Genomic DNA, 24,693 nt, shown 5'->3' with positions numbered 1-24,693 from the left:
TAGTTTTAAGGAGCTTGCTATTCAAGAAAACCATAAATTAAGCATCATATAGCTTTTTTGCCTGTTTAAATAACTGTCTTACTTACTTTTAATAGGATTATAAAAAGAAAAATATTATAATTGTACCCGGCCTGACGCTAACCAAAAAGACCTCCTTTCGTGCCTGTAGTATTTTAACTATGGGTACGGAAGATCCCTTACAGCTTTGAACCTGTTTAAACTTTACTGAAATCCTTGATGCTAAACCATGGTGCTCCTTTGTGCCGGGTTGGATCGGGTATTAATCCTGCTTCGTAAAAAGATAAGGATCATACTCCAGACCGTCATTTACCTTGATCTCGGTGGATATTACTTTTTTACTGTCGGTTTTAAACTTTAAGGGAAAAATACCATAAGCCGCGTTGTTGTAGGTTAATAACCATTCGTCATTGTCCATGTACTGTAAGGTAGCGGTAAGGTCTTTGTGTTCGCTGAATTTAATAAGCAAGTCCTTTTTATTTATTGAAATTTCAATGGGGCCGTAAAGTGTATTTTGGTATTGCCCGGAATAAGCGGTAAGTGGCAGCGCAGGTAATTTTCTTTTTACCCGTGCCTGCATATCAACAGTTTTTTTGACGGTTTCCCCCTGGTCTTTATTAAATGCTTTTAAAACGGCCTTACTGCGGTCAATATATGGAACACCCAGGTAGGCATCTAAGATCTGGTAACGCAACGCCTCAAAAAACGATTGATTGTCGTTGTTTGTTAAAATGGTAATAGCCAGCTTGGCTTCGGGCACAAAGCAGGTATTGGTAACGAAACCATCTGCACCGCCAGTATGCCAAAAAATCAGTTTGCCATTATAATCGGCCTCAAAAACGCCCAGGCCATATCCTCTGAAATGGATTGGATAAACAGCCGACGGCCTGCTGCTTACAATAGTGTTTTGATCGCGGGTTTTTTGGAGGGCCTTCCACGGTACAATTTGTTTTCCTTCAAACCTGCCGCTATCAAGCTGCATAGTAAGCCACTTGGCAACATCCTTTACACAGCTTACTATACTACCGGCAGGTGCCAGGTTATCTATCTGATCATAAGGCAACTCGGTCAGCTTACCTGTAAAGGCACTGGTATATGGCTTTGAAACATCTTTCCTTTCGGCCATGCCTGTGGTTAGCGGATAAGTGTTGGTCATGCCCAATGGGGTAAGCAAACTGTCCTGAATATAAGTTTCCCAGGGCTTGCCGGTAACCTGCTGTATTACCTGCCCCGCAGTTAAGAAACAGCTATTGCAATAGCCATAACTCAGGCGAAACTCCATCGATGGCTTTAATAACTTCATCCTGTTCATGATTTCCTGGCGAGATAACAGGGTATTCCAAAAAGTAAAATCGCCCTGAAATGTTTTGGTACCTAAGTGATGTCCAAGCAGGTCTTTTATAGTCAACAACGCGGTAGTATTGGCATCATATACCGAATAGTCGGGGAAATATTTGGTGATCTTGTCATCAAGCGACAACTTTTTATCCACATCCAACTGGGCAAGCGCGGTGCCTGTAAAAAGCTTACTGTTGCTGGCAATCATGAACAGCGTATTTTCATCAACAGGTTCTTTCGTTTTGATATCTTTTACGCCGTAACCTCTCATTACAACAGTTTTACCATCTTTCACTATAGCAATGGCAAGGCCGGGTAAGTTCCAGTCTTTTAAACCTTGCTGAATATAGGTGTCAAGATTATCCTTAATAAAAGATGGTTGCTGCGCAAAAGCAAACGTAACTGCAAAAAAGTTAAATAAAATAAATAGTACCGGTTTTTTCATCTGATTTTAAAAATGAAAGATAAGAAAATACCCTATATGAAAAAAACCCGCTATAAATAGCAGGTTTCCCCTTAAATATATATCAACCACTTATCTCACAGCGCATTATTTTATTTGTTTGATACTGACAGCAGCGCCTCCCCCCGGGGCAATCTGTTGTTTCAGTACTGTTTTAGATGTTACTTTCACTTTACGGATGGCATAGCTTTGCGGATTTTTATCATAGCTGGCATTTTTACCATCGGCATAAATAACGGCTTCGTAGGTTTTACCTTTAGGCAAATATTCAAAAGTGATAACAGCCGTGCGTGGGTTTTCATCTGCTATACTGCCAATATACCATTCCTCTTTATTTTTGGCTTTACGGGCAATAGTGATATAATCGCCGGGTTCGGCTTCAAGGATGTGGGTTTCGTCCCAATCAACAGCAACATCTTTTATAAATTGAAAAGCGTCCATATGCTTGTTATACGTTTCCGGCAAATCGGCAGCCATTTGCAGCGGACTGTACATGGTAACATACAGGGCCAGCTGATGAACCAGCGTAGTATGCACAAATGATTTATTTTCAGGATTATAAGCGCTTACCTGTGTTTGGAATATACCTGGTGTGTAGTCCATAGGCCCACCCATCAGCCTTGTAAAAGGCAAAATAGTAGTATGATCAGGGTTGTTCCCGCCAAAAGCCTCATATTCAGTTCCACGGGCCGATTCGTTGCCGATAAGATTAGGATAAGTTCGGCTTAAACCTGTAGGCCTGATGGCCTCATGAGCGTTGACCATAATTTTATATTCGGCTGCCTTGGTAATGGCATACAGGTAATGGTTTACCAGCCACTGCCCGTAATGATGCTCTCCCCGGGGAATGATCTGCCCTACATAGCCGCTTTTTACCGCGTTATAGCCGTTTTCTACCATAAATTTGTACGCAGTATCCAGGTGGCGCTCATAGTTACGTACCGACCCGGATGTTTCATGGTGCATAATAATTTTTACACCTTTTTCGGCAGCGTAACGGTGCAGTTCTTTTACATCAAAATCAGGATAAGGGGTTACAAAGTCAAATACATAATCCTTGGTTTTGCCAAACCAATCTTCCCAGCCCTGGTTCCAGCCTTCAACCAACACAGCATCAAAGCCATTCTTAGCGGCAAAATCAATGTATTCTTTAACATGCTGGGTGGTTGCCCCATGTTTACCATTAGGGGTGGTTTTAGCATAATCAGTTACACCCAGCTGAACATTTTCCAGATCAGTATAAGCCCAGGTGCTTTTGCCTGTTATCATTTCCCACCATACGCCCACATATTTAACCGGCTTTATCCATGACACATCCTTGTATTTTGTTGGCTCATTCAGGTTTAATATTAATTTCGAGGCCAGTATATCCGCAGCTTTGTCACTTACAATAACCGTACGCCAGGGCGATTGGGTTGGAGCTTGCATATAACCTTTGTCGCCAATGGCATCTGGCGTTAAAAATGATTCTAACACAAAATTCTTATCATCCAGGTTTAATGACATGCATGAATAATCAATCAGCGCGGCTTCATGTATGTTTATGTACAAGCCGTCTTTACTCTTCATCATCAGTGGTGTTTGCACACCGGTTGGCGAAAATGTAGTTTGGGATACGTTGGGCGTAACCGCGGCCTTCATTTTACCCCGTATTTCTGAAAGGTTAGATGTTACGGTTTCATATTCCTGTGTATCAAAATCGCCGGGCAGCCAAAATGCTTTATGATCGCCTGTTAACGCGAATTGCGTATGCTCTTCCTTAATAATAAAATAATTTAAGTTTTTTTGAGACGGAAACTCATATCTAAAACCTAATCCATCATTAAATACACGGAAGCGGATGCGGATATACCTGTCCTGAACAGCTTTTTGGGTTAAAGTTACCAACAATTCATTATAATGGTTCCTGATGGTTTTCTGTTCGCCCCAAACCGGGCTCCATGACTCATCAAATGTATTTTGTTCTGTTTTTGTGATAGTAAAGCCGTCCAAAAAAGAGGGAACATCTTTTGTTTCCAGGCCAAGCTTGCTTGATTTTATTACCTGTTTCCCCTTGTAACTGAGCTGATAAGCAGGTACGCCATTTGCCTCAAGTTCAAATTTTAACGTGAGATTTTTATCGGGCGATGAAATTTCCTGTGCTTTTACAAAAAGCATACTATGGAGCATTAGTACTACAACTAATAACGGTTTTCGCATAATTTATTTTTGGATTAGTAATAGGTTTAGCCTATTGGTTAGTAACAAATTTTAATATCCTTTAACCAGTATCCTATTTATTTATATAAAATATAAAATATTTTTTTCACAACATACTTAAAATCAGAATATTAGTTATTTTTTCCATCCTTTTTACGATCGTTTATTTTAACGGATTATATTGAAAAAAATAACTCCATTGGCGGTGGTCTTCAAATTACGAGTCTTTTATTTGTTACAGAATAAGTGAGCAATCTGTGTATTCTTAATTTTATATTTACCTGAAAATATAAACCATTCTTAGCGTAAAAAGCGGCTAATATTTGCACCGAAACATCAAAAACGAAATGAAAAACAAGTTAAAGTATGCTATTTTAACATTATTTGCTGCGTTTATATGCTATCATAGCAGCATTGCTCAGCAACGTGATCAGCAGGCGGTCACTATCGCTGTTGACCTTAATAAAAAAACCGGAACCATGTATCCGTTCTGGGCCTGGTTCGGGCATGATGAGCCAAACTATACTTACATGAAGGATGGCAAAAAATTACTCGCGGAATTAGCTGCATTAAGCCCGACACCTGTTCATATGCGCGTTCATAACCTGCTGACTACCGGCGACGGAACACCCGCGTTAAAGTGGGGTTCAACCAATGCCTATACCGAAGACGCGAATGGCAAGCCTGTTTACAACTGGCGAATTATTGACAGCATATTTGATACGTATATTAAACTGGGCATGAAGCCTTATGCCCAGATCGGGTTTATGCCCGAAGCTTTATCCTCGCATCCACAACCATATAGGCACCACTGGCAACCTGGCAAAAACTATAATGACATTTATACCGGCTGGGCGTATCCGCCTAATGATTATGGAAAATGGGAGGAGCTTGTTTATCAATGGGTAAAACATACGGTAAACCGGTATGGGAAAAAGGAGGTGGAAAGCTGGTACTGGGAGGTATGGAACGAACCAAATATTGATTACTGGAAAGGCACCATGCCCGAGTTTTTTAAGATGTACGACTTTGCGGCACGTGGCGTAAAAAGGGCATTACCCACGGCTAAAATTGGCGGCCCCGAAGTAGCGGGCGGCTCCAGCCAAAGCGGGATGAAGTTTTTGAGGGCTTTTATTGAACACTGTATAAGCGGCACCAATTACGCAACGGGTAAAACAGGTTCGCCATTGGATGTAATTTCATTTCATGCCAAGGGGCAGCCAACCATAGCAGACCAACACGTAAGAATGAACATGGCGCCGCAACTGCGCGATATTGCCGAAGGTTTTAAAATTGTTGCTTCTTATCCTCAAACCAAAAACCTGCCGATCGTTATCGGCGAGTCAGACCCGGAAGGCTGCGCGGCCTGCGGCATGGCTACCAATCCGTCAAACGCGTACCGGAATGGCACCATGTATTCAAGTTACACCGCCGCTTCTTTTGCCAGAAAGTACCGGCTGGTAGATTCTTTACAGGTTAATTTTTTAGGCGCTGTTTCCTGGTCTTTTGAGTTTGAGAACCAGCCCTGGTTTTTTGGATTCAGGGACCTGGCTACAAACGGGGTAGATAAGCCGGTGCTAAACGTGTTCAGGATGTTTGGTATGATGACGGGGGACAGGGTGCAAGTGCAAAGCGACCGCATGTATGGCGTAAAAGCGGTTATCGACTCCGGTATACGGGGCGCTAAAACAGATATTGGCGGCCTGGCCTCAAAAGACAAACGGTCGTCAGCTGTTATGGTATGGAACTATCATGACGACGATTTGCTGGCTGACGCCCAACCAGTTTCAATAACTGTTAATGGTTTGCCGGCCGGCAAGGTAACGCTTACGCATTTCCGGATAGATCAGGAACACAGCAATTCCTATGAAGCCTGGAAAAAGATGGGCTCACCGCAAAATCCATCAGATGCCCAGGTTAAAGAACTGGAACAGGCGGGGCAATTGCAAACCATGGGGAAACCAGAGCAGTTGAAAGTTACAGCCGGCCAGTTACAGTTAAAAATAACATTACCCCGGCAGGGTGTTTCTTTGCTTAAAATGAGCTGGTAAAATAATAAATGCAGTAAGGTAATGACCTATCCCCTGGGGGTGACCGCAAGGGTTATCCCGGGACTTCTCATATCCGGTATCTGCCTGGTAACGAGAACGCTTTTTGGGGGTTAGTTCACATTTTGAGGGATCCCTTTTGGCTGCATACCCGGCCTGGCGCCCCATTGTTTATCGGGTTGTTCCTGTAAATAAATATCCAGGCGCCCGCCTTTAACAATGGTATCATACGTGATATAGTTGTTATTGAAAACCTGCCGGTTCCATTTAACGGCGTGGATATACTGTGCTGTCTTGCTGGTTTTATGGGTCACTACCTCTACTATTTTACCGTTGCCCAGGCGAACAGTTATTTTGTCAAAAATGGGCGATGATAACAGGTATTGCCCCGATACCGGGTTTAGGGGATATAAACCCATTGCCCCGAACATATACCAGGCCGACATTTGCCCGGCATCATCATTGCCGCTTAAGCCGCCCGGACCATCACCATATTCGGTTGCCAGTATGTGGCGCACTTCGCGCTGCGTTTTCCAGGGCGATGCGGTAAAATTATACATAAAAGGGATCTGATGGCCGGGTTCGTTTCCGTGCCAGTATTCGTTTTTCGCAAAAATACTATCCAGGGCATTTTCCAGGCCGCCTGCTCCGCCCATCAGCCGGGACAGCCCAGGCACATCCTGCGGCACATAAAAAGTATATTGCCGGGGCGTGCCCTCGGTAATGTAATAGGCTTTATTGTCCGGCGCGTAAGGGCTTACCCAGGTTCCGTCGGCATGGCGCCCCCGCACCATTCCAGTACCTTTATCAAACACATTGCTGTAATAGCCTGCTCTTTTTATCAATTGCTTATAGTCGGCCGCTTTGCCCAGCTTTTTGGCCATCATGGCTACCGCGTAGTCATCATAGGCATACTCCAGCGTGCGGCTCACTTGTTCCTTTTTATGAAATGCGTCGGGTACGCTATCTTCTACGGGTATATAATGGTATTTTAAATAACTGTTTAGTGCCCGCCGGCCTTTACCCTCCATATAATCGTCTTTGCTGGCTGGCGTATCAAAGGCGTTTTGCCTTATCAGGCGATAAGCTTCACCTGCATTAAACCTGCCAATGCCCTTTAAATAAGCCGATGCGATAACTGAACTGCAATGATCACCCACCATTTCAGAAGTGTAGTTGTTCCAGCAGGGAAATATAGGCAACCAGCCCCCTTGCTGCCCTTTCAGGATCAGCGAATTGGCAACGTCGCTCACTAATGATGGCCTTAGTAATTCAAATAAAGGCAAATGAGCGCGATAGATATCCCACAAAGAAAAATCATCATAATAATTGCCGTCTTGCAGCTTCCCTATTTTGTTAACCGATGCAAATTCAGGGTATGAGCCATCCACATCATTATACAGGCGGGGTTGCTGCATGGCGTGGTAAAAGGAGGTATAAAATATCCGCTTATCTTTTTCTACAGCGGTTTGTAAACTGATCTGTGACAGGGACCTTTCCCACACAGCCTTATTTTTAGCCGCGGTGCCTTCAAAATCCCAGTTCGGAATCTCGGCCTGTAGGTTCTTCCGGGCTCCCGCTAAACTGCTAAATGATGTACCTATCCGCACTTCTATGCTTTCGCCCGCTTTGAGCTTAAAACCCGCGTAAGCGCCAACGCTTTTTTGGTTATTGATAACGGTTTCGCTAAATATTTTGCCATTGGCAAATGTGCCGGCGGTGTTTATTGTTTTGTTGATGCTGATCACAAAATAGCCTTTAAAACCGGCTTCCTTTCCCCATCCCTGGTAAATACGGTGCACCGGGTTGTAGCCCTCAATTTCGCCCGAGGCAGCATCTATTTTAACGAAACCCTGGTTGTAATTGCTGTTGGGCGTAATAAGCAGGTAAACGCTGTCGGCTTTAAGCGCGGTAAACTTCATGATGGCGCAGCGCGCTGTAGCTGTTACCGCAGCCTGCAAATGATAAGCGTTTAAATTGATGCTGTACTGATATGGAGATGATTGCTCATCGGTATGCTTAAAGCTCACGGCATAATCTGTAGCCGCGGTTTTTAAATGCCCGCTTACCGGCATTATGGTTAAACTCCCATAATCCTGGGTACAGGAGCCGCTTAACCAGTGCGAGCCGCGGATGCCGCTAAAGTGATCATCGCTGTAGCGATAGGGAGGGATGCACTTATCTTCAGTAGTTTGGGTTTGCGGTGTCCACTGCGTCATGGCAAAGGGGGTGGTAACCGCCGGTATCGTGTTGGCAAACAATTCGCTTCCGGCGCCATGTTTAAGCGCGGCGGGCGTGGTGGCAACGCCGCTGCCAGCCATAGGCTGTACGTACTGAACCAAGCTTTGAGCTTTAGCCCCACTGCAACTGATCAGTAAAGCAAATGCAAACACCCATTTATCAATCCTCATAAGCATAATGTGATATCAAGGCATCGCGTACGCGCGACCCGAATGACGATAGCTCATCAAACATAGTAAACTTCAGGTAACCCGCCGTATTTTCTGTTAATTTTTGGCAGCGAATCCGTTAAAGAGGCTAAGCGGTAATGGGGATCGCCGGGTTTATGATATGCCTAAAGAGGAACCTCTAAAACCAACAGCATAACCACATGGGAGAAGGCCCTCTCAAATTATACTTTACCGGCAACAACTACCCATTGTTATACATTTGGTACACAATATTTTAACAAAATTACCCGACCTCACAATCCTTTTACCAAAAAGCCGTTAACTTAAGGCCCGCGAAACTGAAACTAAATTTAGCGAGGTAAAGCACAGGTTGTTTTTGCAAGCTGAGATAGGCGTGCCTGAACAATAGTGCAGGGCTTTTAACCGCCGATGTTCCCGGTTTAAACCGGTTAAGCGGATGAATTAACTATAGTGGGAACCAATTAATAGATTCAAAGAAACTTCGATTCCTGGCCTTTCCTGTGCTTGGTACTATATTTTGATACGAATTAATATGCCATTTTTGGATGAGGGCAACCGCGGCCATACTAAATATATGAAAATAAAAAAACTCCTTTTACAAAAGCAACTGATAGCTTGCCTGCTAATTATAGCAACCTTAATCTCTTGTAAAAAAGAAAAAAATTTGGGCCCCGGGAATGGCAGCCCGCTAACAATTGGCCTGTATGAATACTTTAGCGGCGCAAACAAAAGGATATTTCTTCCCGTTACGCAGATCGGGACCAAACCGGTATCCTATTATGAGATATTTGACACCGGATCGTCGGGTATGACGATAGATGCATCAGGTATTCTGCCTGCTTCAATGATCACCACATCGGGCATACAGGTAACCGGCGACTCGGTGGTTGTAAACGGAATTACAGTGACATCAAAAACCGGTGTAGTAAGTTTTGGCGATGCAACAGGCACTACTAAAGAATATGGCAATCTGGCTTATGCCAGTATTAAAATAGGTAACACAGCCGGAAGTTATACTTTTAAACGGGTGCCTATTTTTTTATACTATAAAATAGTTAATAGCGATGGCAAACAACTATCTGCCCATTCGGCCGATGTTTTTGGCGTGGGGCCGGGCGAAAGCCACGCCAACAGCGAAATTACAAGTCCGCTAAGATATTTTGATACCGGCACCAACCTTACAAGCGGCTTTAAGCTGGCCACGCTTAATGCCTCAAGCTTTAGCAGCACCGGTACCTATGTTGCCGGATTGCTCACTATAGGGTTAACCGACTCAGACCTTTCATCGTCTGGTTTTATTATGCACACGCTAACCAGGTATTCAATCGGCGGCTATTCGCCAAATATACCCGGAACCATCTCTTACAGCGGAAAAACAATTTCGGCGCAATTCCTTTTCGATACTGGAACGCCGTCTGTTACCATTATTGAAGATAAGCTGGCTACAACCGCGCTGGGCAAGCTGCCTGCAAATACACAGGTTACCATAACTACCAATAAGGGTTTTACCTATACATACACTACATCAAATACAGGTAACCTTACCGAAATACAAAACCCCAACAATACAGCTGATTACCGGACGATCCTCAGCATTGACTTTTTTTTCAAAAACGAATACCTCACGGATTACAGCAATCACCAGATTGGGTTAAAGAACAATTAAATTTCAGGAAGCTATTTACATAGCTCTTTACGCGTCGTGGCCGCGTTATTTGGCCTCCAGTTTTTATTGCTCGATCTCTGAATTACGAACAAACCAGCGAGCGGCAGCCTTTTGAAGTTCGCTGCAATCTGGCAGGCCCGCAGAGGCCCAGGCTACAATCCCATCGGGGCGTATCAGTATGGCGCTTACCGCTAACCGGTCTTTTACGTTGCCTGCAATATACCTGATCTGGTCGCTGTATTCGCTGGCCAAAGTTTTAAGGGAAGCATTCCCATCAAAATCAAGCAGTATCCCCCGGCCGTCGTGCATTAACCCGCCAATTGTTGTACCATCTTCAAACTCAAAGTTGGGAACACTGCGGCCCGCCAAAGGGTGATTGCCATCAAGATTGTAGTGTGTGAAAATGCCCCATACCCTCCCCGCAATATAGGTGGCGCCATCACGCGTATTCATCAGGTCGCGCACAATTGCATTGAGCGCGCGGGCCTGTGGGCTTGGCATCATGATTGCAACCTGGGCTCGTGACCAATCCAAAACCTGTGCACCAATTGGATGCCGTTCGGTATAATAACTATCCAGCAAACCTTCCGGCGCTTTCTTTTGGATAGTCGCGGCGAGTTTCCAGCCCAGGTTCATGGCATCGCCCAGTCCAAGGTTAAGTCCCTGGCCTCCCAACGGCGAATGAATGTGCGCGGCATCGCCGGCTAAAAGTACCCGTCCGTTGCGGTAGGTTGTGGCTTGCCGCGCCCGGTCGGTCCAGGTGGTTGCTATATGCAGGGCACTGATAGTAACGTTGGTGTTGGAAACCCTGCGCAGCACCTCCTGAACGTGTTCAAGCGTTACCGGCTTTTCTGAATTATGAAATGCCCCGTTGTCAAAATCCTGTATCATCACATAACCCGGCTGCGATTGCAGGTACATGCCAGTTGGCGTTACGTTGCGGCCCGGGTTTAGCTTTTCGGGATCGGCAATATCAACCCGGGTGGAGTAGCCTGTAAATTCCGGTTCTGTACCGGCGAATTCAAAACCGCCCGTTTTGCGAACAACACTCCGGCTGCCATCGCAACCCACGAGCCATTTGCCTTCAAAAGATTGCCCGCCTGATTGAACAATTACTCCATCCGCTGTTTGATGAAAACCGGTTACGGCAAGCCCGCGCCTGATCTTTACACCCAGGGTTTCCGCACGACGGGTCAGCACCGTTTCAAGTTCCGCCATTTCAGAAATTAAACTTGTATCGGTTGAGCCTGGCAGGCGGTACGCCCACTGTGAGGTGTCAATATCGCTGTCATGAAACGGGATGCCTGCAAAGTGCCCCACCTGCCGGCGAGGCCCCTTTATGGCATTTTGATGGGGATTTTTAAGGTGTTTATGTATTTCAAGTTCATTTAGCAATCCCCGGCGGTAAAACGCTTCAATAGTAGGCGCCGAAAGCCCCCGTATCCCAAAAGGAAGTTGCTTTAATGGCGAGTGCGGATCCACTGCCTTTTCCAGTATCAGGACCGAGCATTTAGCCAGGGCCAGTTCACAGGCGAGGAACAGACCTACAGGACCTGCGCCGGAAATGATCACATCGTAAATAATATCAATTTGCTCGGGTTTATTGCTTTCAAGTGTTGCTTTCATATAAAATGATTGAAACACAAAATTGTGGAATGCACCCGTGTCAGGCTTGTATAAACGCGACAAAATCTTTGCTTACCGCCTGTTTGCCTTTTTTGGCTTTCCGCGCGAAGGCGGCCGGTGTAGTGCCACTGTAACGCTTGAATTCCCTGCTTAGGTGGGATTGATCGGTATAGCCCAGCTCATGAGCTAAGCCGGCTATGTTAGAATCTGGATAAAGCCATAACCGGTTTCGTACCTGCTCAAAGCGCATTAAACCCGACACATCTTTAACCGTATAGCCCGAAGATTGCTTGAAGTTCCTTTCCAGCGTACGAACCGTTGCATGGGCCGCCGCCGCTACCTGGCTCACCGGGATGCTGCCGTTTGCTTCACGCATAGCAACTCCAGCTTTGAATAACATACTGTCAACAGCGATCGTTGAACGCGCATTCACAAAATACTGTTTTACCTGTGCCAGCGCTTCATCTATCCTGCCAGCATGAATCCACTTGTTCAACAGGGGTTGGAGTTGGGCGATGGGATGCTCAAATATGCGCACCTCGTCTTTACCAGACAGCAGCCCGAGCAAATCAAACACCGTCCACGGGAAGCATCTGATGCCGATGATCTCCAGGCGGTTTTTAGTGTAAAAAACAACCGGCTGATTGAGCAGCCCCATCATAAATGGTGATGGCAATGAGTGCACTTCTCCATTGTAAGCAACGCTGCAGCCGCTTCCAAAATGAAAAATAATTTCGGCGTAGCCATCGGGCTGCACCTCAAAACTTGATTGCATTTCTCCAAAATCGCCTGTGTTGTACCAAAAGCATTTTATAGTATCCCGCAGCTCTTCAGGAGGTTCAAATTCTTGGTGCTGCATTTTGAAAGGTAGCATATCGGGACGTGTTGGATACAAGTACGCAGAAAAGTAACAATGCAGTATTTCAGACCTTATTCCGAAAACCTATTGGGGAATCTTGACTGTAACGGAGTTAAATAAACTTTGTAAAGAATAAAACCACGTTAGCGGTTCGGTCTTTCTTTTATTAATTCCAAACACCATTCATTTCTGTCAAAATAATTGGCTTTCCATCGGTAACTATAATAGTATGTTCGTGTTGTGCCATAAAGCCGCCTTTATTTCCCACCATTGTCCAGCCGTCATTTAGGGTTTCAGCATAGGTTGATGTTGTTGAAATAAATGTTTCAATTGCAACGACAGCGTTTTTTCTGAATCGTGCCTGGTTAAACCTGTTTTTATAGTTTGCTATTTCGCCTGGTTCTTCGTGAAGGCTTCTGCCTATTCCGTGCCCTGTTAAGTTTTTAATTACTTTGTAACCACCTTTCTTGGCCTCCGTTTCAATCAGGTGACCTATATCTGAAATGCGAACGCCGCCTTTTATATTATAGATTGCTTTACGCAGGATCTGTTTTGAAGCGTCTACGAGTTTTTGATGTTGGTTAATGTCCTCCCCAAGTACAAAAGAGCTGCCATTGTCTGACCAAAAGCCGTTAAGTTCGGCCGAGACGTCGATATTAACCAAATCACCTTCTTTCAGTATTCTGTTGTCGGACGGGATACCGTGACAAAATTCATTGTTTACGCTTATGCAGGTACACCCCGGAAAGCCATAGGTTAGGTATGGTGCAGATTTTGCCCCGAAATCCATAAGGATCTTCGCCCCATAGTTGTCTAATTGCTTTGTTGTCATACCGGGTTGAGCATAGTTTCTCATTTCTTTTAATGTACAGGCAACGGCTTCACTTGCCTTTTCCATCCCGAGTAATTCAGTTTCCTTTGTGATTGACATATTCGTTTTTGTTACTGAAGTTCAAATTTAGCTCAAAAATTCTAATAGGAATTTCAAATTTCATTAAAAAGCACAACCAATTGAATGCTGCTGATCTCAAGCATCTTATACATTTTGAAAAGCAGTACATAGCATGTGGCTTTTAGATATATATATTTATCTTCGCTAAATCACCAGAAAACTTAAAAATAAAGTCAGTATAGAGCCTTATATTATATGTATCATCACGAAAGCTATAAGAAACATGAAGAATGGTATAATAAGCATTTTCCATCAGAAGAAGCAAAGGTTGCAGTGCTGAAGAGCATTAACCAAGGCACTATCAACAACTGGTTACAAAGCATATTTTTTTCGTGTATTGATCCTTTATTAAAAGCCGGGGAGTTAAGCTGGCTTACAATAGGTGATGCCTATGGATTTGATGCAAACTATATTTTAAACGCCGGAACAAAAAATGTAGAAGCAAGTGATCTGAATGACGATTTTTTGAAAATAGCGAAAGAAAACAATATCATTGACAGGCACTCGGCTCAAAATGCCGAAAATCTTGCTTTTCGGGATAATACATTTGATTATGTGCTTTGTAAAGAAACCTATCATCACTTTCCAAGGCCATACGCTGCTTTATATGAAATGATTAGGGTTGCTAAAAAAGGGATGGTTATTATTGAGCCTCAGGATCCTATTATCAAGATGCCTTCGTTATTAGCGATGCTTAATATCGTAAATAAGTTTAACCCTGCTCTGATGAAAAAGATATGGAAAAATCAAATTTCATATGAGCCGGTTGGCAATTTTATTTATAAGGTGAGCGAGCGTGAGTTTATCAAATTTGCAGCCGGGCTTAATTTGCCCGCGGTCGCCTTTAAACAGATAAATCCACACTTTTACTCGGAAAAGACCGCTAATTTAAAAGCCTCAAATACAGAAAAGGGATTCAGGAAAATAAAATTCAGGAAAAATATTGCGGACTGGTTAGTTAAGCTTACAATTATTCCCGGGCAGGTACTATCTACCATTGTTTTTAAAGAACTTCCTGATGCCGAATTGACTCATACTTTGGAAAAATCCGGGTACCGTATAGTAACCATTCCTAAAAATCCGTATTTGTAAGTTAGGTAGTACGCTGTTCTATTTGTTAATAATTGTTCAATTCTTTCCACTCGTTCAATTATTAAAATCCCGGCGAATTAAGTTGCTTATTTTGAATCTTTTTGTATTCGGCAATCTGCTATTTAACATAAATCTGCATTGGTTGGTAAAAGGTGACGAAGATCACACCAGAACCTATAGTACCATCATCCCATGAGCTAATCATACGGTATAATTTTGTTTAACCGATGAATGAAGGATTTCAATTTCGATAAATGCGGCGGCGGTTTCCAGCAATGAAAGAAACCCTGGTTGACTGAACCGGAAGGCCCGGTTCCGTTTTTTGAAAGGGAACTTTTATTCTCATAAAATCATGGTCATGTTAGGTACACTCAATGAAAGCCAGATTGAAAGCTTATTAAAGGAACAGGTTATTGGAAGAATAGCCTGTCATCTGCAAGGTGAAACGTACATCGTTCCGATAAACTATGTTTACAAGGACGGCTATATCTATGGTCATTCCGCGTTAGGAAAAAAAATCAGAATGATGCGTGCGAACCCGGCGGTTTGTTTTGAAGTGGAGCACATTTACAACGTTTTTCGCTGGCAAACCGTAATCGCCAAAGGAATGTTTGAGGAAATTACGGATATGGAAGAAAAACAACAGGCAATGCAAGGGATCATCCACCGCATCATGCCCCTCGTTTCCAGCCCTGAAGGACATCCTTCACATGGAATCACCGAAAAAGATAGTGATGTGGGAACAACGGTTGAACTTATCCTGTATCGTATCAAACTGAGTGAGATGTCCGGGCGGTTTGAACAAAATTGATTGCTTTCGATTTATCTTTTAGCACTTCCGATACTTTTTAAAGCTCAATCGAGTCCTGCTCGCGCTACTGAAAGGTGTTGACGAAGGCGCCCCCCTATTTCTTTTTATATCCGGTAGCTCTTCGGGCTTATATCCGCTGGTGAGCGGACGTAGGCTTAGTCCTGCTCTTACTACAAGTTGATTTAGAGGATGTTAGGAAATATTTTCATTAATTTGGTTATATTAGCGTTGCCCACTAAATCCGGAGCGGGATATAAGAATTTGTTATCGGTTGTAGAATAGCCATTCGACAATTATTAAACCTTGCAAGAGAAATGTTTCAACAATTTTATAAGCCCCACCCGGCATTAAAGGAGTTTGTCAACAACATCATGATCCACGAGGTTAAGCTTGATGCTATCCACACGCCCCGCGCTTTTCCGATCCCTCCACTCCCTGAACATTGCCTGATGTTTTATGTACGAGACGCGATTGACGTAGAAGATCCTATTACAAAAGAAAGGAGATCTATGCCTTCTTCCATTGTGATTGGCCCCAATCTCAATAGACATATTATGATTCCGGGGCGTCATCATTTAATGATAAAGGTTGGATTTCAGGCCGGGGGATTATACCGTCTTCTGGGTATTCCTATGAGTGAGCTGTTATGTAACGATGAATTTGACGGGTTGGATTTGCTGGGGAGCGAAATGAACGAAGTGAATGACCGGTTAGGGGAGGCTGTTTCTTTTTTCGAAATGAAAACGATCGTTGAAGAATTCCTGCTTAGGCGTTCAGCTAAGCTAAAACAATTGTTACCTATTGATCATGTTCTCCCGTTGCTAATTAAAGAACAGGGATTACTCAAAATAGACCTACTGGCATCCGAGGCCTGTTTAAGCATCCGCCAATTTGAAAGGGTATTTCAGCAACGAATAGGATTATCGCCCAAACACTTTTCGCGTCTGGTAAGATTTGCGCAGGCTTGGATCATCAAAGAACAGCATCCAGGCATTAGCTGGATAAAGGTTGCAAATGAATGCAGGTATTTTGACCAAATGCACCTGATTCGCGACTTCCGTGAATTTGCCGGTGCTAACCCTTCCGTTATTGAACAAGAGCTTTTGGAATCACAGACGAAATTTTTTAACAGACTCTTTCATTAAGATGTCGTTTTTATACTATGCTTTGCCGAATCAGTAGGGTAATTTTACGAAAAAGCATCAGATATGAAAAAAACATTGTTAACCATTACGGTCTTATTGACTAACGGGCTCATTTTTGCTCAGGATCGTTCAAAAGATGAAGCAGCTATCAATAAACAGGTTGATGCTATAGTATATAGTTGGAACCATCACAATTACAATGATTTGAAAAACTATGCGACAGAACATACCGACTGGGTGAACGTTGTGGGCATGTGGTGGAAAGGTAGAAAGGAATCACAATACGCGCACCAGGCATATCATAATACGATATTTAAAACATCGGTATGTGAGAAAAGATCTGTTGAAATCCGGTTTTTAACAAAAGATGTGGCTTTAGCACACATCGTGTGGCATTTTTACGATCCGCAGAATACTCCGTTGCCCGACGGGAAAAATCCCGGTCCCACCGATGGCCTGGCAACCGTGGTGTATGTGAAACAACACGGGAAATGGTTAATGGAGGCTGGCGAAAATGTTGTAATTGACACGGCAGCACAACAGTTTGATCCGGTGAAACAAATGCCGAAGAATTAAGAATAATAAAGTATTGTTCTAACAATCTTATGATCATCTTACATCCATCACAGCAAAAAGATAAGTACATAGGACGGACTGATCATTAAATAGCCATCAACAATATCATATCTTCCACACGCCCCGCACACAAACCTAAGAATGTCCGAAAAAGTTTCATCTCTTGTAAAATCACAAACAAACTTTCAATTTACATAGCTTTAATTGACAATATACATGAAAACGAAAGGCTTCTGCGTATATTCTACGTTGTGTTAACCCCTCTTTGAAAGCAGTCCGGGCGTGAACAGGCATGGTTTTTCGCCCATCAAAATACACTTAATAAATTCTATCTCCTATATTTGCTTTATGAAGCTATGGATCAGCAGAATATTCTTAATGACAGGACTTGTCCTGTTGCTGTTCCATAATATTGTTGCTCATCACCATGATGATGACCATGAAGATCATATCACCCATCATGACAACGATGTGCTGGAGCATGCAAAGGTAGATCATATCTTTTCTCCGCAGGTTTACCATTTCGACGGCTTGCAAGCCATCATACCTGATTTAGCTTATCGACCGGAATATAGCTTTGTGCGGTTCCCGCTGGTGCTTCACATTCAGCCAATGATTTTACCCGACGAGCCATATCCGCCCGGCTGGACTACGGATCAAACCATTCTTCGCGGCCCTCCTTCCAACTGTTAATCTTGCTGTCTATACAGCAATAGGCTATGCCTTGTCTTTTCTGAACATTAACAGCTAAATCTTCTCCTTCATGTTGAATAAAATAATCGAGTTTTCCGTAAGGAATAAACTTATCATCGGTCTGTTTATCCTGGGGCTTATTGGCTTTGGTATTTACGAGGTCAGCCGCCTGCCCATAGATGCCGTCCCGGATATTACCGATAACCAGGTACAGATCATTACCCGTACACCCTCATTGGGAGCTCCCGATGTAGAACGGCTCATTTCTTTTCCTATAGAACAAAGCTGCCGTAATATCCCGGACGTTAAAGAGATCCGCAGCTTCTCCCGCTTCGGCTTATCCGTGGTCACCATCGTATTTGAAGACAAGGCCGATGTGTATTGGGCGCGTCAGCAGGTGAGCGAGCGGCTGAACGACATTGCTACGCAAATCCCTATCGAATTTGGTAAGCCCGAAATGGCACCGGTAACAACCGGTTTAGGGGAGATCTATCAATACGCGGTACGCGCCAAGGCCGGTTACGAAAAGAAATATGACGCGATGGCTTTGCGCACCATACAGGACTGGATCGTACGTAAGCAATTGCTTGGCCTGCCCGGCGTAGCCGATGTCGGCAGCTTTGGCGGCTACCTCAAGCAATATGAAATATCGGTTAACCCCGATAGATTGAAAGCTCATAACGTAACCATCACCGACGTCTTTGCGGCACTACAAAAGAACAATAACAATACCGGCGGAGCTTATATTGAGCGCGGGCCAACAGTATTGTTTATCCGTAGTGAGGGACTGGTGAGCTCGCTTGATGATATTGGCAGCATCGTTGTAAAAAATCTGCCGAACGGTACTCCTTTGCTGATCCGGGATGTAGGCGAAGTTGGTCTTGACCATGCCACCCGCTACGGTGCCATGACCTGGAACGGCAGGCAGGAAGTGTCCGGCGCGGTGGTGATGATGCTCAAAGGAGCAAACAGCAACGAAGTGATCAAAAACATCAAGGATAAGGTAGCTCAGATTCAAAAGACCTTACCCGAAGGTGTCGTGATCGACGCATTTTTAGATCGCACCAAAATGGTGAATAATGCCATTAGTACGGTAGAGCATAACCTGTTGGAAGGGATGGCTATCGTATTGATCGTACTGATCATCTTCCTGGGTAATTTCAGGGCAGGTTTATTGGTGGCCTCTGTAATCCCGCTGGCTATGCTGATCGCGGTTATCTTAATGAACGTATTTGGCGTTTCAGGAAACCTGATGAGCCTGGGCGCATTGGATTTTGGCCTAATCGTTGATGGGGCGGTGATCATCGTGGAAGCGATCATGCATGAAGTTTATGGGAAAAAGCAGGACAAGATCAATCCCGATGAAATGAATACCGAAGTAATTACCGTATCCACACGGATGCAGAATGTCGCTGTATTTGGCGGCTTGATTATCCTCATAGTTTACATCCCCATTTTTACGCTGCAAGGTATTGAAGGCAAAATGTTTAAGCCAATGGCGCAAACAGTGTCCTTCGCGCTTATCGGGGCGTTCATTCTCTCATTGACCTATGTGCCGATGATGAGCAGTATATTCCTGAGCCGTAAAGGCAAACACGAAAAGAACTGGTCGGACAGGATGATGGATTTTTTATTGAAGCACTACCAATACCTGCTGCAAAGGGTGATCAAACATCCCAAAATGGTGATAGCTATTGCCTCAGTTTCCTTTATCATTGCCGTATTTGTGCTAACCCGGTTAGGTGGCGAGTTTATTCCCAAATTAGAAGAAGGCGATTTTGCGGTAGAAACCAGGGTACTGACCGGCAGTAGCCTCCAAACATCTGTAAAGGCGGTATCAGCAGGCTCCCGTATCCTGTTGAGCAAATTTCCGGAAGTGGAGCAGGTGGTTGGTAAAACCGGTAGTTCGGAGATCCCGACCGACCCGATGCCGATTGATGCCAGTGATATGATGGTGATTCTGAAAGACAAAAGCCAGTGGACATCCGCCAAAACCTTTGACGAACTGACCACTAAAATGTCTAAAGAACTGGAGGCGGTACCGGGTGTAACTTTTGGTTTCCAATACCCGGTGCAGATGCGCTTTAACGAGCTGATGACTGGTGCCCGGCAGGACGTGGTTTGCAAGATCTTTGGCGATAACCTGGATACCCTGGCGCTTTTTGCAAAAAAGCTGGGCGCGATCGCGGGTGGTATTAAAGGAGCACGGGATATTTACGTGGAAAGTATCACAGGTATGCCGCAGATCGTGATCAGGTATAACCGGGCATCCATTGCCGAATATGGTCTGAATGTGGAAGATATAAACCGCGTGGTGAATACCGCATTTGCCGGGCAGAGCAGCGGTACGATTTACGAGGGTGAAAAAAGATTTGACCTCGTGGTACGCCTGGCTGGTGAACAGCGCAAGCAATTGAGTGATGTTCAGGATTTGCTCATCCCTACACCCAGCGGATCACAGGTGCCCCTACAACAAGTAGCCGATGTAAAGATTGAAGAAGGCCCCAACCAGATCCAGCGCGAAAATGCGCAGCGGCGGATCATTATTGGCTTCAACGTATTAGGTCGGGATGTGCAAAGCATGGTAGAAGAATTGCAGCAAAAGGTAAACACACAGATCAAACTGCCGCCGGGTTATTATACCACTTACGGCGGTGCCTTTGAGAACCTGAACGCAGCTAAACAACGGCTGACCATCGCTGTTCCGGTATCTTTATTATTGATCTTACTCATGCTCTACCTGGCCTTTGGTTCGGTCAAACACGGGCTGCTCATTTTTTCCGCCGTTCCCCTATCTGCTATCGGTGGTATCCTGGCCTTAGTGGTCAGAGGAATGCCGTTCAGCATCAGTGCCGGGGTCGGCTTTATAGCCTTGTTTGGCGTAGCAGTATTGAATGGATTGGTACTGATCTCCGAGTTTAACCGTCTGCGGGCGGCCGGTTGGGATGACCTTCGGGCTATTGTATTTGAAGGCACCAAAATGCGGTTGCGTCCCGTACTCATGACCGCCTCGGTAGCTTCATTGGGTTTTCTGCCAATGGCGTTAAGCAATGGTTCAGGCGCTGAAGTGCAGCGGCCCCTGGCCACCGTGGTAATAGGTGGTTTAATGACCGCCACCTTGCTCACCTTGTTTGTCCTGCCTATTTTATATATCCTGTTTGAGAAAGGAAAGTCTATGAAAATTCCTGTTAAGCCTGCCGTTATTCTGCTACTGGGTTTTTGCGGCCTGTTTGCCGGAAAAGCGACAGCACAAACACCCATCACGCTGAAAGCGGCCATTGATACGGCAATTAAAAACAACCTGAACCTGAAAAGCGAAAGGCTGAATGCCGACTACCTAAAGAAGAATACCGGAACAGCAGTTGCAATTCCCAAAACCAGCATTTCAGGGGAATATGGTAACATCAACAGTGCCTATACCGATAACCGGCTGTCGGTGGTGCAATCTGTTAATTTCCCTACGGTTTATACCCGGCAGAAGGCTTTGCTGAATGCCGAATTTCAGGCCGGCGAACTCAATGTAAACCTGCAGCGGCACGAACTTGAACGGATGGTTACCGAAAGCTTTTATCAGATCCTTTACCTGGAACAGAAACGACAATTGCTGCTGAGTATGGACAGCACGTATGCCGTGTTTGTTAAAAACGCGACCCTGCGTTTTGAAAAGGGAGAAAGTAATATCCTGGAAAAAACAACAGCCGAAACCCAGCGGGGGCAGATAGCAAGGCAAACCGAAATGGTGGACGCGGATCTGGCTGTTGCCCATGACCGTTTCCGGGTTTTATTAAATACCCCGGCGAATTACCGGCCGGAAGCTGCGGCATTTAAACTGCCATTACCTGTAATTACAGATACCGCATTGAGCCGGCATCCACAGGTATTATACCTCAGCCAGCAGCAACATATCTCCAAAGCCCAAACACAATTAGAAAAATCAAAACTATTGCCGGATCTCAACCTCGGTTATTATAATCAAAGTTTCAAAGGGACGCAGCTGATCAATGGTGTTGACCGCTATTACGGTAACAGTAATCGTTTTTCATCTGTCCAGCTTGGCGTTTCCGTGCCACTGTTCTTCGGCGCACAAAAAAACAAGGTCAGCGCGTCCCGTATCAAAGAACAGCAGGCGCAGGTGGATTATCAATCCGGCGTACAAGCCCTGCAAAGCCGTTATAATCAGGCGGCGGCGGAGGTCGGCAAGTATCAAAAGCTGGTTGACTATTATGAAAAGACAGGACTGCCCAGTGCCGGACTGATCCTGAAAACAGCTAACCTGCAATTCTCCGGCGGACAGATCAATTACCTCGAATACGTATTGCTCATTAACCAGGCTACCGCGCTCCGCAGTGAATACACAGATGCGGTTAACAACCTTAACCAGGCCATTATTCAAATCAATTCCCTTCAAAACAAATAACCATGAACCCAACTATAAAAACATATATACATCAGTCGGCTATAATGCTCGTAACATTAGCACTGTTTTCCTGTGGTTACCAACCAGATAAAACGGAAACCAAGACTGCTGAAACAGCGGCAAAGACGAACAGCACAACAGTAACGTTGACCGATGCCCAGCTGAAAACAGCGGGGATTGATACCGGCCATGCGGGTAAACGTGCGGTGGCTACCACCCTGAAAGTAACCGGGGCAATTGATGTACCGCCACAAAATATGGTGAGCATCAGTTTCCCGATGGGCGGCTATTTAAAATCCAGTCAGTTATTGCCGGGGATGCATGTGAGCCGTGGTGAAACCATTGCCCTGATGGAAGACCAGCAGTTTATCCAGTTGCAGCAGGATTACCTGACGGCTAAAGCAAAGCTGAATTATGCGCAAAAAGATTTTGAGCGCCAGCGTGACCTGAACCAGAGCAAGGCGAACAGCGACAAGATATTCCAGCAGGCCCAGGCCGATTATGAAAGCCAGAAGATCCTGGTCAGCGCATTAGCTGAAAAGCTGCGTCTGATCGGCCTGAATCCGGCGAAGGTAACGGATGGTAATATCACCCGCAGCGCGGCAGTCCGCTCACCGATTGATGGCTATGTGAGCAAGGTGAATGTCAACATAGGTAAATATGTGAACCCAAGTGATGTATTGTTTGAGATTGTTGACCCGAGAGATATTCACCTCGCTCTGGATGTCTTTGAAAAGGATGTACCTTTATTGCACAACGGCCAAAAAGTGATCGCTTATACCAATAGCAGCCCTGATAAAAAGTATATCTGTAAGATTGTTCTGATTGGTAAAGACCTGACCGACCAGCGCAAGACAGAAGTGCATTGCCATTTTGAGCAGTATGATAAGAACCTGCTTCCGGGAACTTTTATGAATGCGGAAATTGAGGTGACCGAGAATAATGCACTGACCCTGCCGGAAGAAGCGATAGTGAACTATGAAAACAAAAGCTATGCTTTTAAGGTAAAGGGTAAGAACAGTTTTGAAATGATGGAAGTAAAAACAGGGATCATAAAAGATGGCTTTGTAGAATTGAGTGCAAGCAGTGCAGAATTACGCAGCCAGATCTTTGTGACCAAAGGCGCTTATAGCCTGCTCATGAAAATGAAAAATACCGGGGAGGATGAATAATAAATTCTCCGCATCAACGGAGCCTTTCGTAGCTGAAGAACCAGGTATTTGCCGGGCTTTATTTGCGGGATCCATCAGCCTATGGGTGACGCTTTACCGGGTGGGACACACATCCGGCATAAATATCCCTGAAAGCTGGATTGGTGATGCTGCCTGTATAAATAGCATTATTGTTTTTTAAGACCATAATTCCCATTTTCCTACAGATTTAGAACGTATTTATGGTCGGCTCATTTGCTGTAGTGATCTGGCCATATCAACAGGCTGCATCAATGCGACTACAGTTTTAGATTTTTAACTTTGATCATTATGAAATGGATCACCCGTGAACGTCCCAAGATTGACCGCATCGCCTGTCCCTGGCTCATCAAACGTTTCATTGATCCCGAGGCGGAGATTATCTATGTACCCGTGGACCAGGTAATTGCGCAGGCCGCTGTTCTGAATGCTGTTCCCTTTGATTTGCCGGGTGTGGAATACACCCATTATGATGACCAGTGCAGCTTTGATTATTTTATCAAAAAGCATGAGCTAAAAGATGCTGCGCTTGACCGTATAGCGGCAATTGTGCGTGGTGCAGATACCGACCGGCATGATTTCGCACCGCAGTCATCGGGCTTGTCTGCTATCTTTTTAGGACTGTCCAAAAATATCCCGGATGACCATGAACTGCTGGAGTTGGGCATGAAAGTTTATGACGGTTTATACACCTGGGCCAAATACCTGTATGAGCAAAAACATATCCAGGAACCTGTGGAACACCTTTTACTGGAGGTTTTTAATAAATACCTGAAACAGCAGGGTTCCAAAAAAGCACCGGCATGGGCCGGGGAGATCAGGGAGATGATCCAGGACCAGATCGATACCAATATGTCCCTGAGCCTGCAACAGGTATCGGAAGAACTGAAGATCAACCCGGCCTACCTGTCGCGGGAGTTTTCCAAGTATTTTGAGGATCTGTCTTTTGGAGAATATATCCGTAAAATGAGGCTTGAAAAAGCAATTCACCTGATGGAAACCACCAATTATTCCTTAACCGAGATCGCTTACCTGACCGGCTTTTCCGACCAGAGTCATTTTAACCGGATCTTTAAGAAACAAATGGGTATGAAAGCCTCCGAATACAAAAAAAATCTGCCTAAAAAGTAAAATAGGTTCTACTTCAGTAAAATTCGTTCTATTTTGC

At 44.7% G+C, this 24,693-nt stretch carries 16 protein-coding genes; 10 read left to right on the top strand and 6 right to left on the bottom strand.

The window, feature by feature from the left end:
• Window positions 1-280: 280 nt before the first annotated feature.
• A complete protein-coding gene (locus tag J2W55_RS10440; protein ID WP_310095306.1) occupies window positions 281-1,801 on the bottom strand; it encodes a serine hydrolase in 1,521 nt (506 codons plus the stop codon).
• A gap of 105 nt (window positions 1,802-1,906) precedes the next feature.
• Entirely contained in the window at window positions 1,907-4,018 is a 2,112-nt protein-coding gene (locus J2W55_RS10435; RefSeq protein ID WP_310095304.1) for a glycoside hydrolase family 97 protein, read from the bottom strand.
• Between the two features lie 347 nt (window positions 4,019-4,365).
• Here J2W55_RS10435 and J2W55_RS10430 point away from each other — a divergent pair, with 347 nt between their 5' ends.
• Entirely contained in the window at window positions 4,366-6,069 is a 1,704-nt protein-coding gene (locus tag J2W55_RS10430; protein WP_310095302.1) for a GH39 family glycosyl hydrolase, read from the top strand.
• 110 nt (window positions 6,070-6,179) lie between these two features.
• On the opposite strand, the gene J2W55_RS10425 is transcribed toward J2W55_RS10430, so the two are convergent.
• Window positions 6,180-8,477 carry a GH92 family glycosyl hydrolase gene (locus J2W55_RS10425; protein ID WP_310095300.1) on the bottom strand — a complete coding sequence of 766 codons (2,298 nt, stop codon included), beginning with the start codon at window positions 8,475-8,477 and terminating at the stop codon, window positions 6,180-6,182.
• 595 nt (window positions 8,478-9,072) lie between these two features.
• Here J2W55_RS10425 and J2W55_RS10420 point away from each other — a divergent pair.
• A complete protein-coding gene (locus J2W55_RS10420) occupies window positions 9,073-10,164 on the top strand; it encodes a hypothetical protein (RefSeq protein WP_310095296.1) in 1,092 nt (363 codons plus the stop codon).
• 63 nt (window positions 10,165-10,227) lie between these two features.
• Here the strand turns inward: J2W55_RS10420 and J2W55_RS10415 are convergent, their stop codons facing one another.
• The 3 genes from J2W55_RS10415 to map form a co-directional block, all read right to left on the bottom strand.
• Complete coding sequence (locus J2W55_RS10415; RefSeq protein WP_310095293.1) at window positions 10,228-11,790, bottom strand: FAD-dependent monooxygenase; 1,563 nt, start codon at window positions 11,788-11,790, stop codon at window positions 10,228-10,230.
• A 40-nt stretch (window positions 11,791-11,830) separates the two neighbouring features.
• A complete protein-coding gene (locus J2W55_RS10410) occupies window positions 11,831-12,649 on the bottom strand; it encodes a helix-turn-helix domain-containing protein (RefSeq protein WP_310095290.1) in 819 nt (272 codons plus the stop codon).
• 166 nt (window positions 12,650-12,815) lie between these two features.
• Window positions 12,816-13,580, bottom strand: coding sequence for a type I methionyl aminopeptidase (map, locus tag J2W55_RS10405; protein WP_310095287.1), 765 nt, complete (start codon window positions 13,578-13,580; stop codon window positions 12,816-12,818).
• 216 nt (window positions 13,581-13,796) lie between these two features.
• Between map and J2W55_RS10400 the strand changes: the two genes are divergently transcribed.
• The 8 genes from J2W55_RS10400 to J2W55_RS10365 all read left to right on the top strand — a co-directional run bounded on the left by J2W55_RS10400 (window position 13,797) and on the right by J2W55_RS10365 (window position 24,656).
• Window positions 13,797-14,693, top strand: coding sequence for a class I SAM-dependent methyltransferase (locus J2W55_RS10400; protein ID WP_310095283.1), 897 nt, complete (start codon window positions 13,797-13,799; stop codon window positions 14,691-14,693).
• Window positions 14,694-15,051: 358 nt separating this feature from the next.
• The gene (locus J2W55_RS10395; RefSeq protein WP_310095280.1) at window positions 15,052-15,504 is read left to right on the top strand and encodes a pyridoxamine 5'-phosphate oxidase family protein; all 453 of its coding nucleotides are present in this window, start codon (window positions 15,052-15,054) and stop codon (window positions 15,502-15,504) included.
• Between the two features lie 314 nt (window positions 15,505-15,818).
• Window positions 15,819-16,649: a helix-turn-helix domain-containing protein gene (locus tag J2W55_RS10390; protein ID WP_310095277.1), complete on the top strand. Its 831-nt coding sequence runs from the start codon at window positions 15,819-15,821 to the stop codon at window positions 16,647-16,649.
• Between the two features lie 63 nt (window positions 16,650-16,712).
• Window positions 16,713-17,225, top strand: coding sequence for an SgcJ/EcaC family oxidoreductase (locus J2W55_RS10385; protein WP_310095274.1), 513 nt, complete (start codon window positions 16,713-16,715; stop codon window positions 17,223-17,225).
• Between the two features lie 282 nt (window positions 17,226-17,507).
• On the top strand, window positions 17,508-17,918 hold the full coding sequence (locus J2W55_RS10380) for a hypothetical protein (RefSeq protein ID WP_310095271.1): 411 nt from the start codon (window positions 17,508-17,510) through the stop codon (window positions 17,916-17,918).
• 70 nt (window positions 17,919-17,988) lie between these two features.
• A complete protein-coding gene (locus tag J2W55_RS10375; protein ID WP_310095268.1) occupies window positions 17,989-22,335 on the top strand; it encodes a CusA/CzcA family heavy metal efflux RND transporter in 4,347 nt (1,448 codons plus the stop codon).
• A gap of 2 nt (window positions 22,336-22,337) precedes the next feature.
• Window positions 22,338-23,507 (top strand): efflux RND transporter periplasmic adaptor subunit, encoded by a 1,170-nt coding sequence (locus J2W55_RS10370; RefSeq protein ID WP_310095265.1) that lies wholly within the window; start codon window positions 22,338-22,340, stop codon window positions 23,505-23,507.
• A gap of 309 nt (window positions 23,508-23,816) precedes the next feature.
• On the top strand, window positions 23,817-24,656 hold the full coding sequence (locus tag J2W55_RS10365) for a chromate resistance protein ChrB domain-containing protein (RefSeq protein ID WP_310095262.1): 840 nt from the start codon (window positions 23,817-23,819) through the stop codon (window positions 24,654-24,656).
• Window positions 24,657-24,693 lie beyond the last annotated feature (37 nt).

Source organism: Mucilaginibacter pocheonensis (assembly GCF_031456535.1).
Classification (GTDB): domain Bacteria; phylum Bacteroidota; class Bacteroidia; order Sphingobacteriales; family Sphingobacteriaceae; genus Mucilaginibacter; species Mucilaginibacter pocheonensis.
Note: the sequence above shows the minus strand (reverse complement) of the source record. Positions and strands in the feature narration are given on the sequence as shown.

Excerpts from the sequence above, each read along its gene's own strand:
- J2W55_RS10435 (WP_310095304.1), bottom strand. The coding sequence starts at position 4,018 with ATGCGAAAACCGTTATTAGTTGTAGTACTAATGCTCCATAGTATGCTT.
- J2W55_RS10390 (WP_310095277.1), top strand. The coding sequence starts at position 15,819 with ATGTTTCAACAATTTTATAAGCCCCACCCGGCATTAAAGGAGTTTGTC.
- J2W55_RS10400 (WP_310095283.1), top strand. The coding sequence starts at position 13,797 with ATGTATCATCACGAAAGCTATAAGAAACATGAAGAATGGTATAATAAG.
- J2W55_RS10415 (WP_310095293.1), bottom strand. The coding sequence starts at position 11,790 with ATGAAAGCAACACTTGAAAGCAATAAACCCGAGCAAATTGATATTATT.
- J2W55_RS10430 (WP_310095302.1), top strand. The coding sequence starts at position 4,366 with ATGAAAAACAAGTTAAAGTATGCTATTTTAACATTATTTGCTGCGTTT.
- J2W55_RS10440 (WP_310095306.1), bottom strand. The coding sequence starts at position 1,801 with ATGAAAAAACCGGTACTATTTATTTTATTTAACTTTTTTGCAGTTACG.
- J2W55_RS10425 (WP_310095300.1), bottom strand. The coding sequence starts at position 8,477 with ATGAGGATTGATAAATGGGTGTTTGCATTTGCTTTACTGATCAGTTGC.
- J2W55_RS10375 (WP_310095268.1), top strand. The coding sequence starts at position 17,989 with ATGTTGAATAAAATAATCGAGTTTTCCGTAAGGAATAAACTTATCATC.
- J2W55_RS10365 (WP_310095262.1), top strand. The coding sequence starts at position 23,817 with ATGAAATGGATCACCCGTGAACGTCCCAAGATTGACCGCATCGCCTGT.
- J2W55_RS10395 (WP_310095280.1), top strand. The coding sequence starts at position 15,052 with ATGTTAGGTACACTCAATGAAAGCCAGATTGAAAGCTTATTAAAGGAA.
- J2W55_RS10420 (WP_310095296.1), top strand. The coding sequence starts at position 9,073 with ATGAAAATAAAAAAACTCCTTTTACAAAAGCAACTGATAGCTTGCCTG.
- map (WP_310095287.1), bottom strand. The coding sequence starts at position 13,580 with ATGTCAATCACAAAGGAAACTGAATTACTCGGGATGGAAAAGGCAAGT.
- J2W55_RS10410 (WP_310095290.1), bottom strand. The coding sequence starts at position 12,649 with ATGCAGCACCAAGAATTTGAACCTCCTGAAGAGCTGCGGGATACTATA.
- J2W55_RS10385 (WP_310095274.1), top strand. The coding sequence starts at position 16,713 with ATGAAAAAAACATTGTTAACCATTACGGTCTTATTGACTAACGGGCTC.
- J2W55_RS10370 (WP_310095265.1), top strand. The coding sequence starts at position 22,338 with ATGAACCCAACTATAAAAACATATATACATCAGTCGGCTATAATGCTC.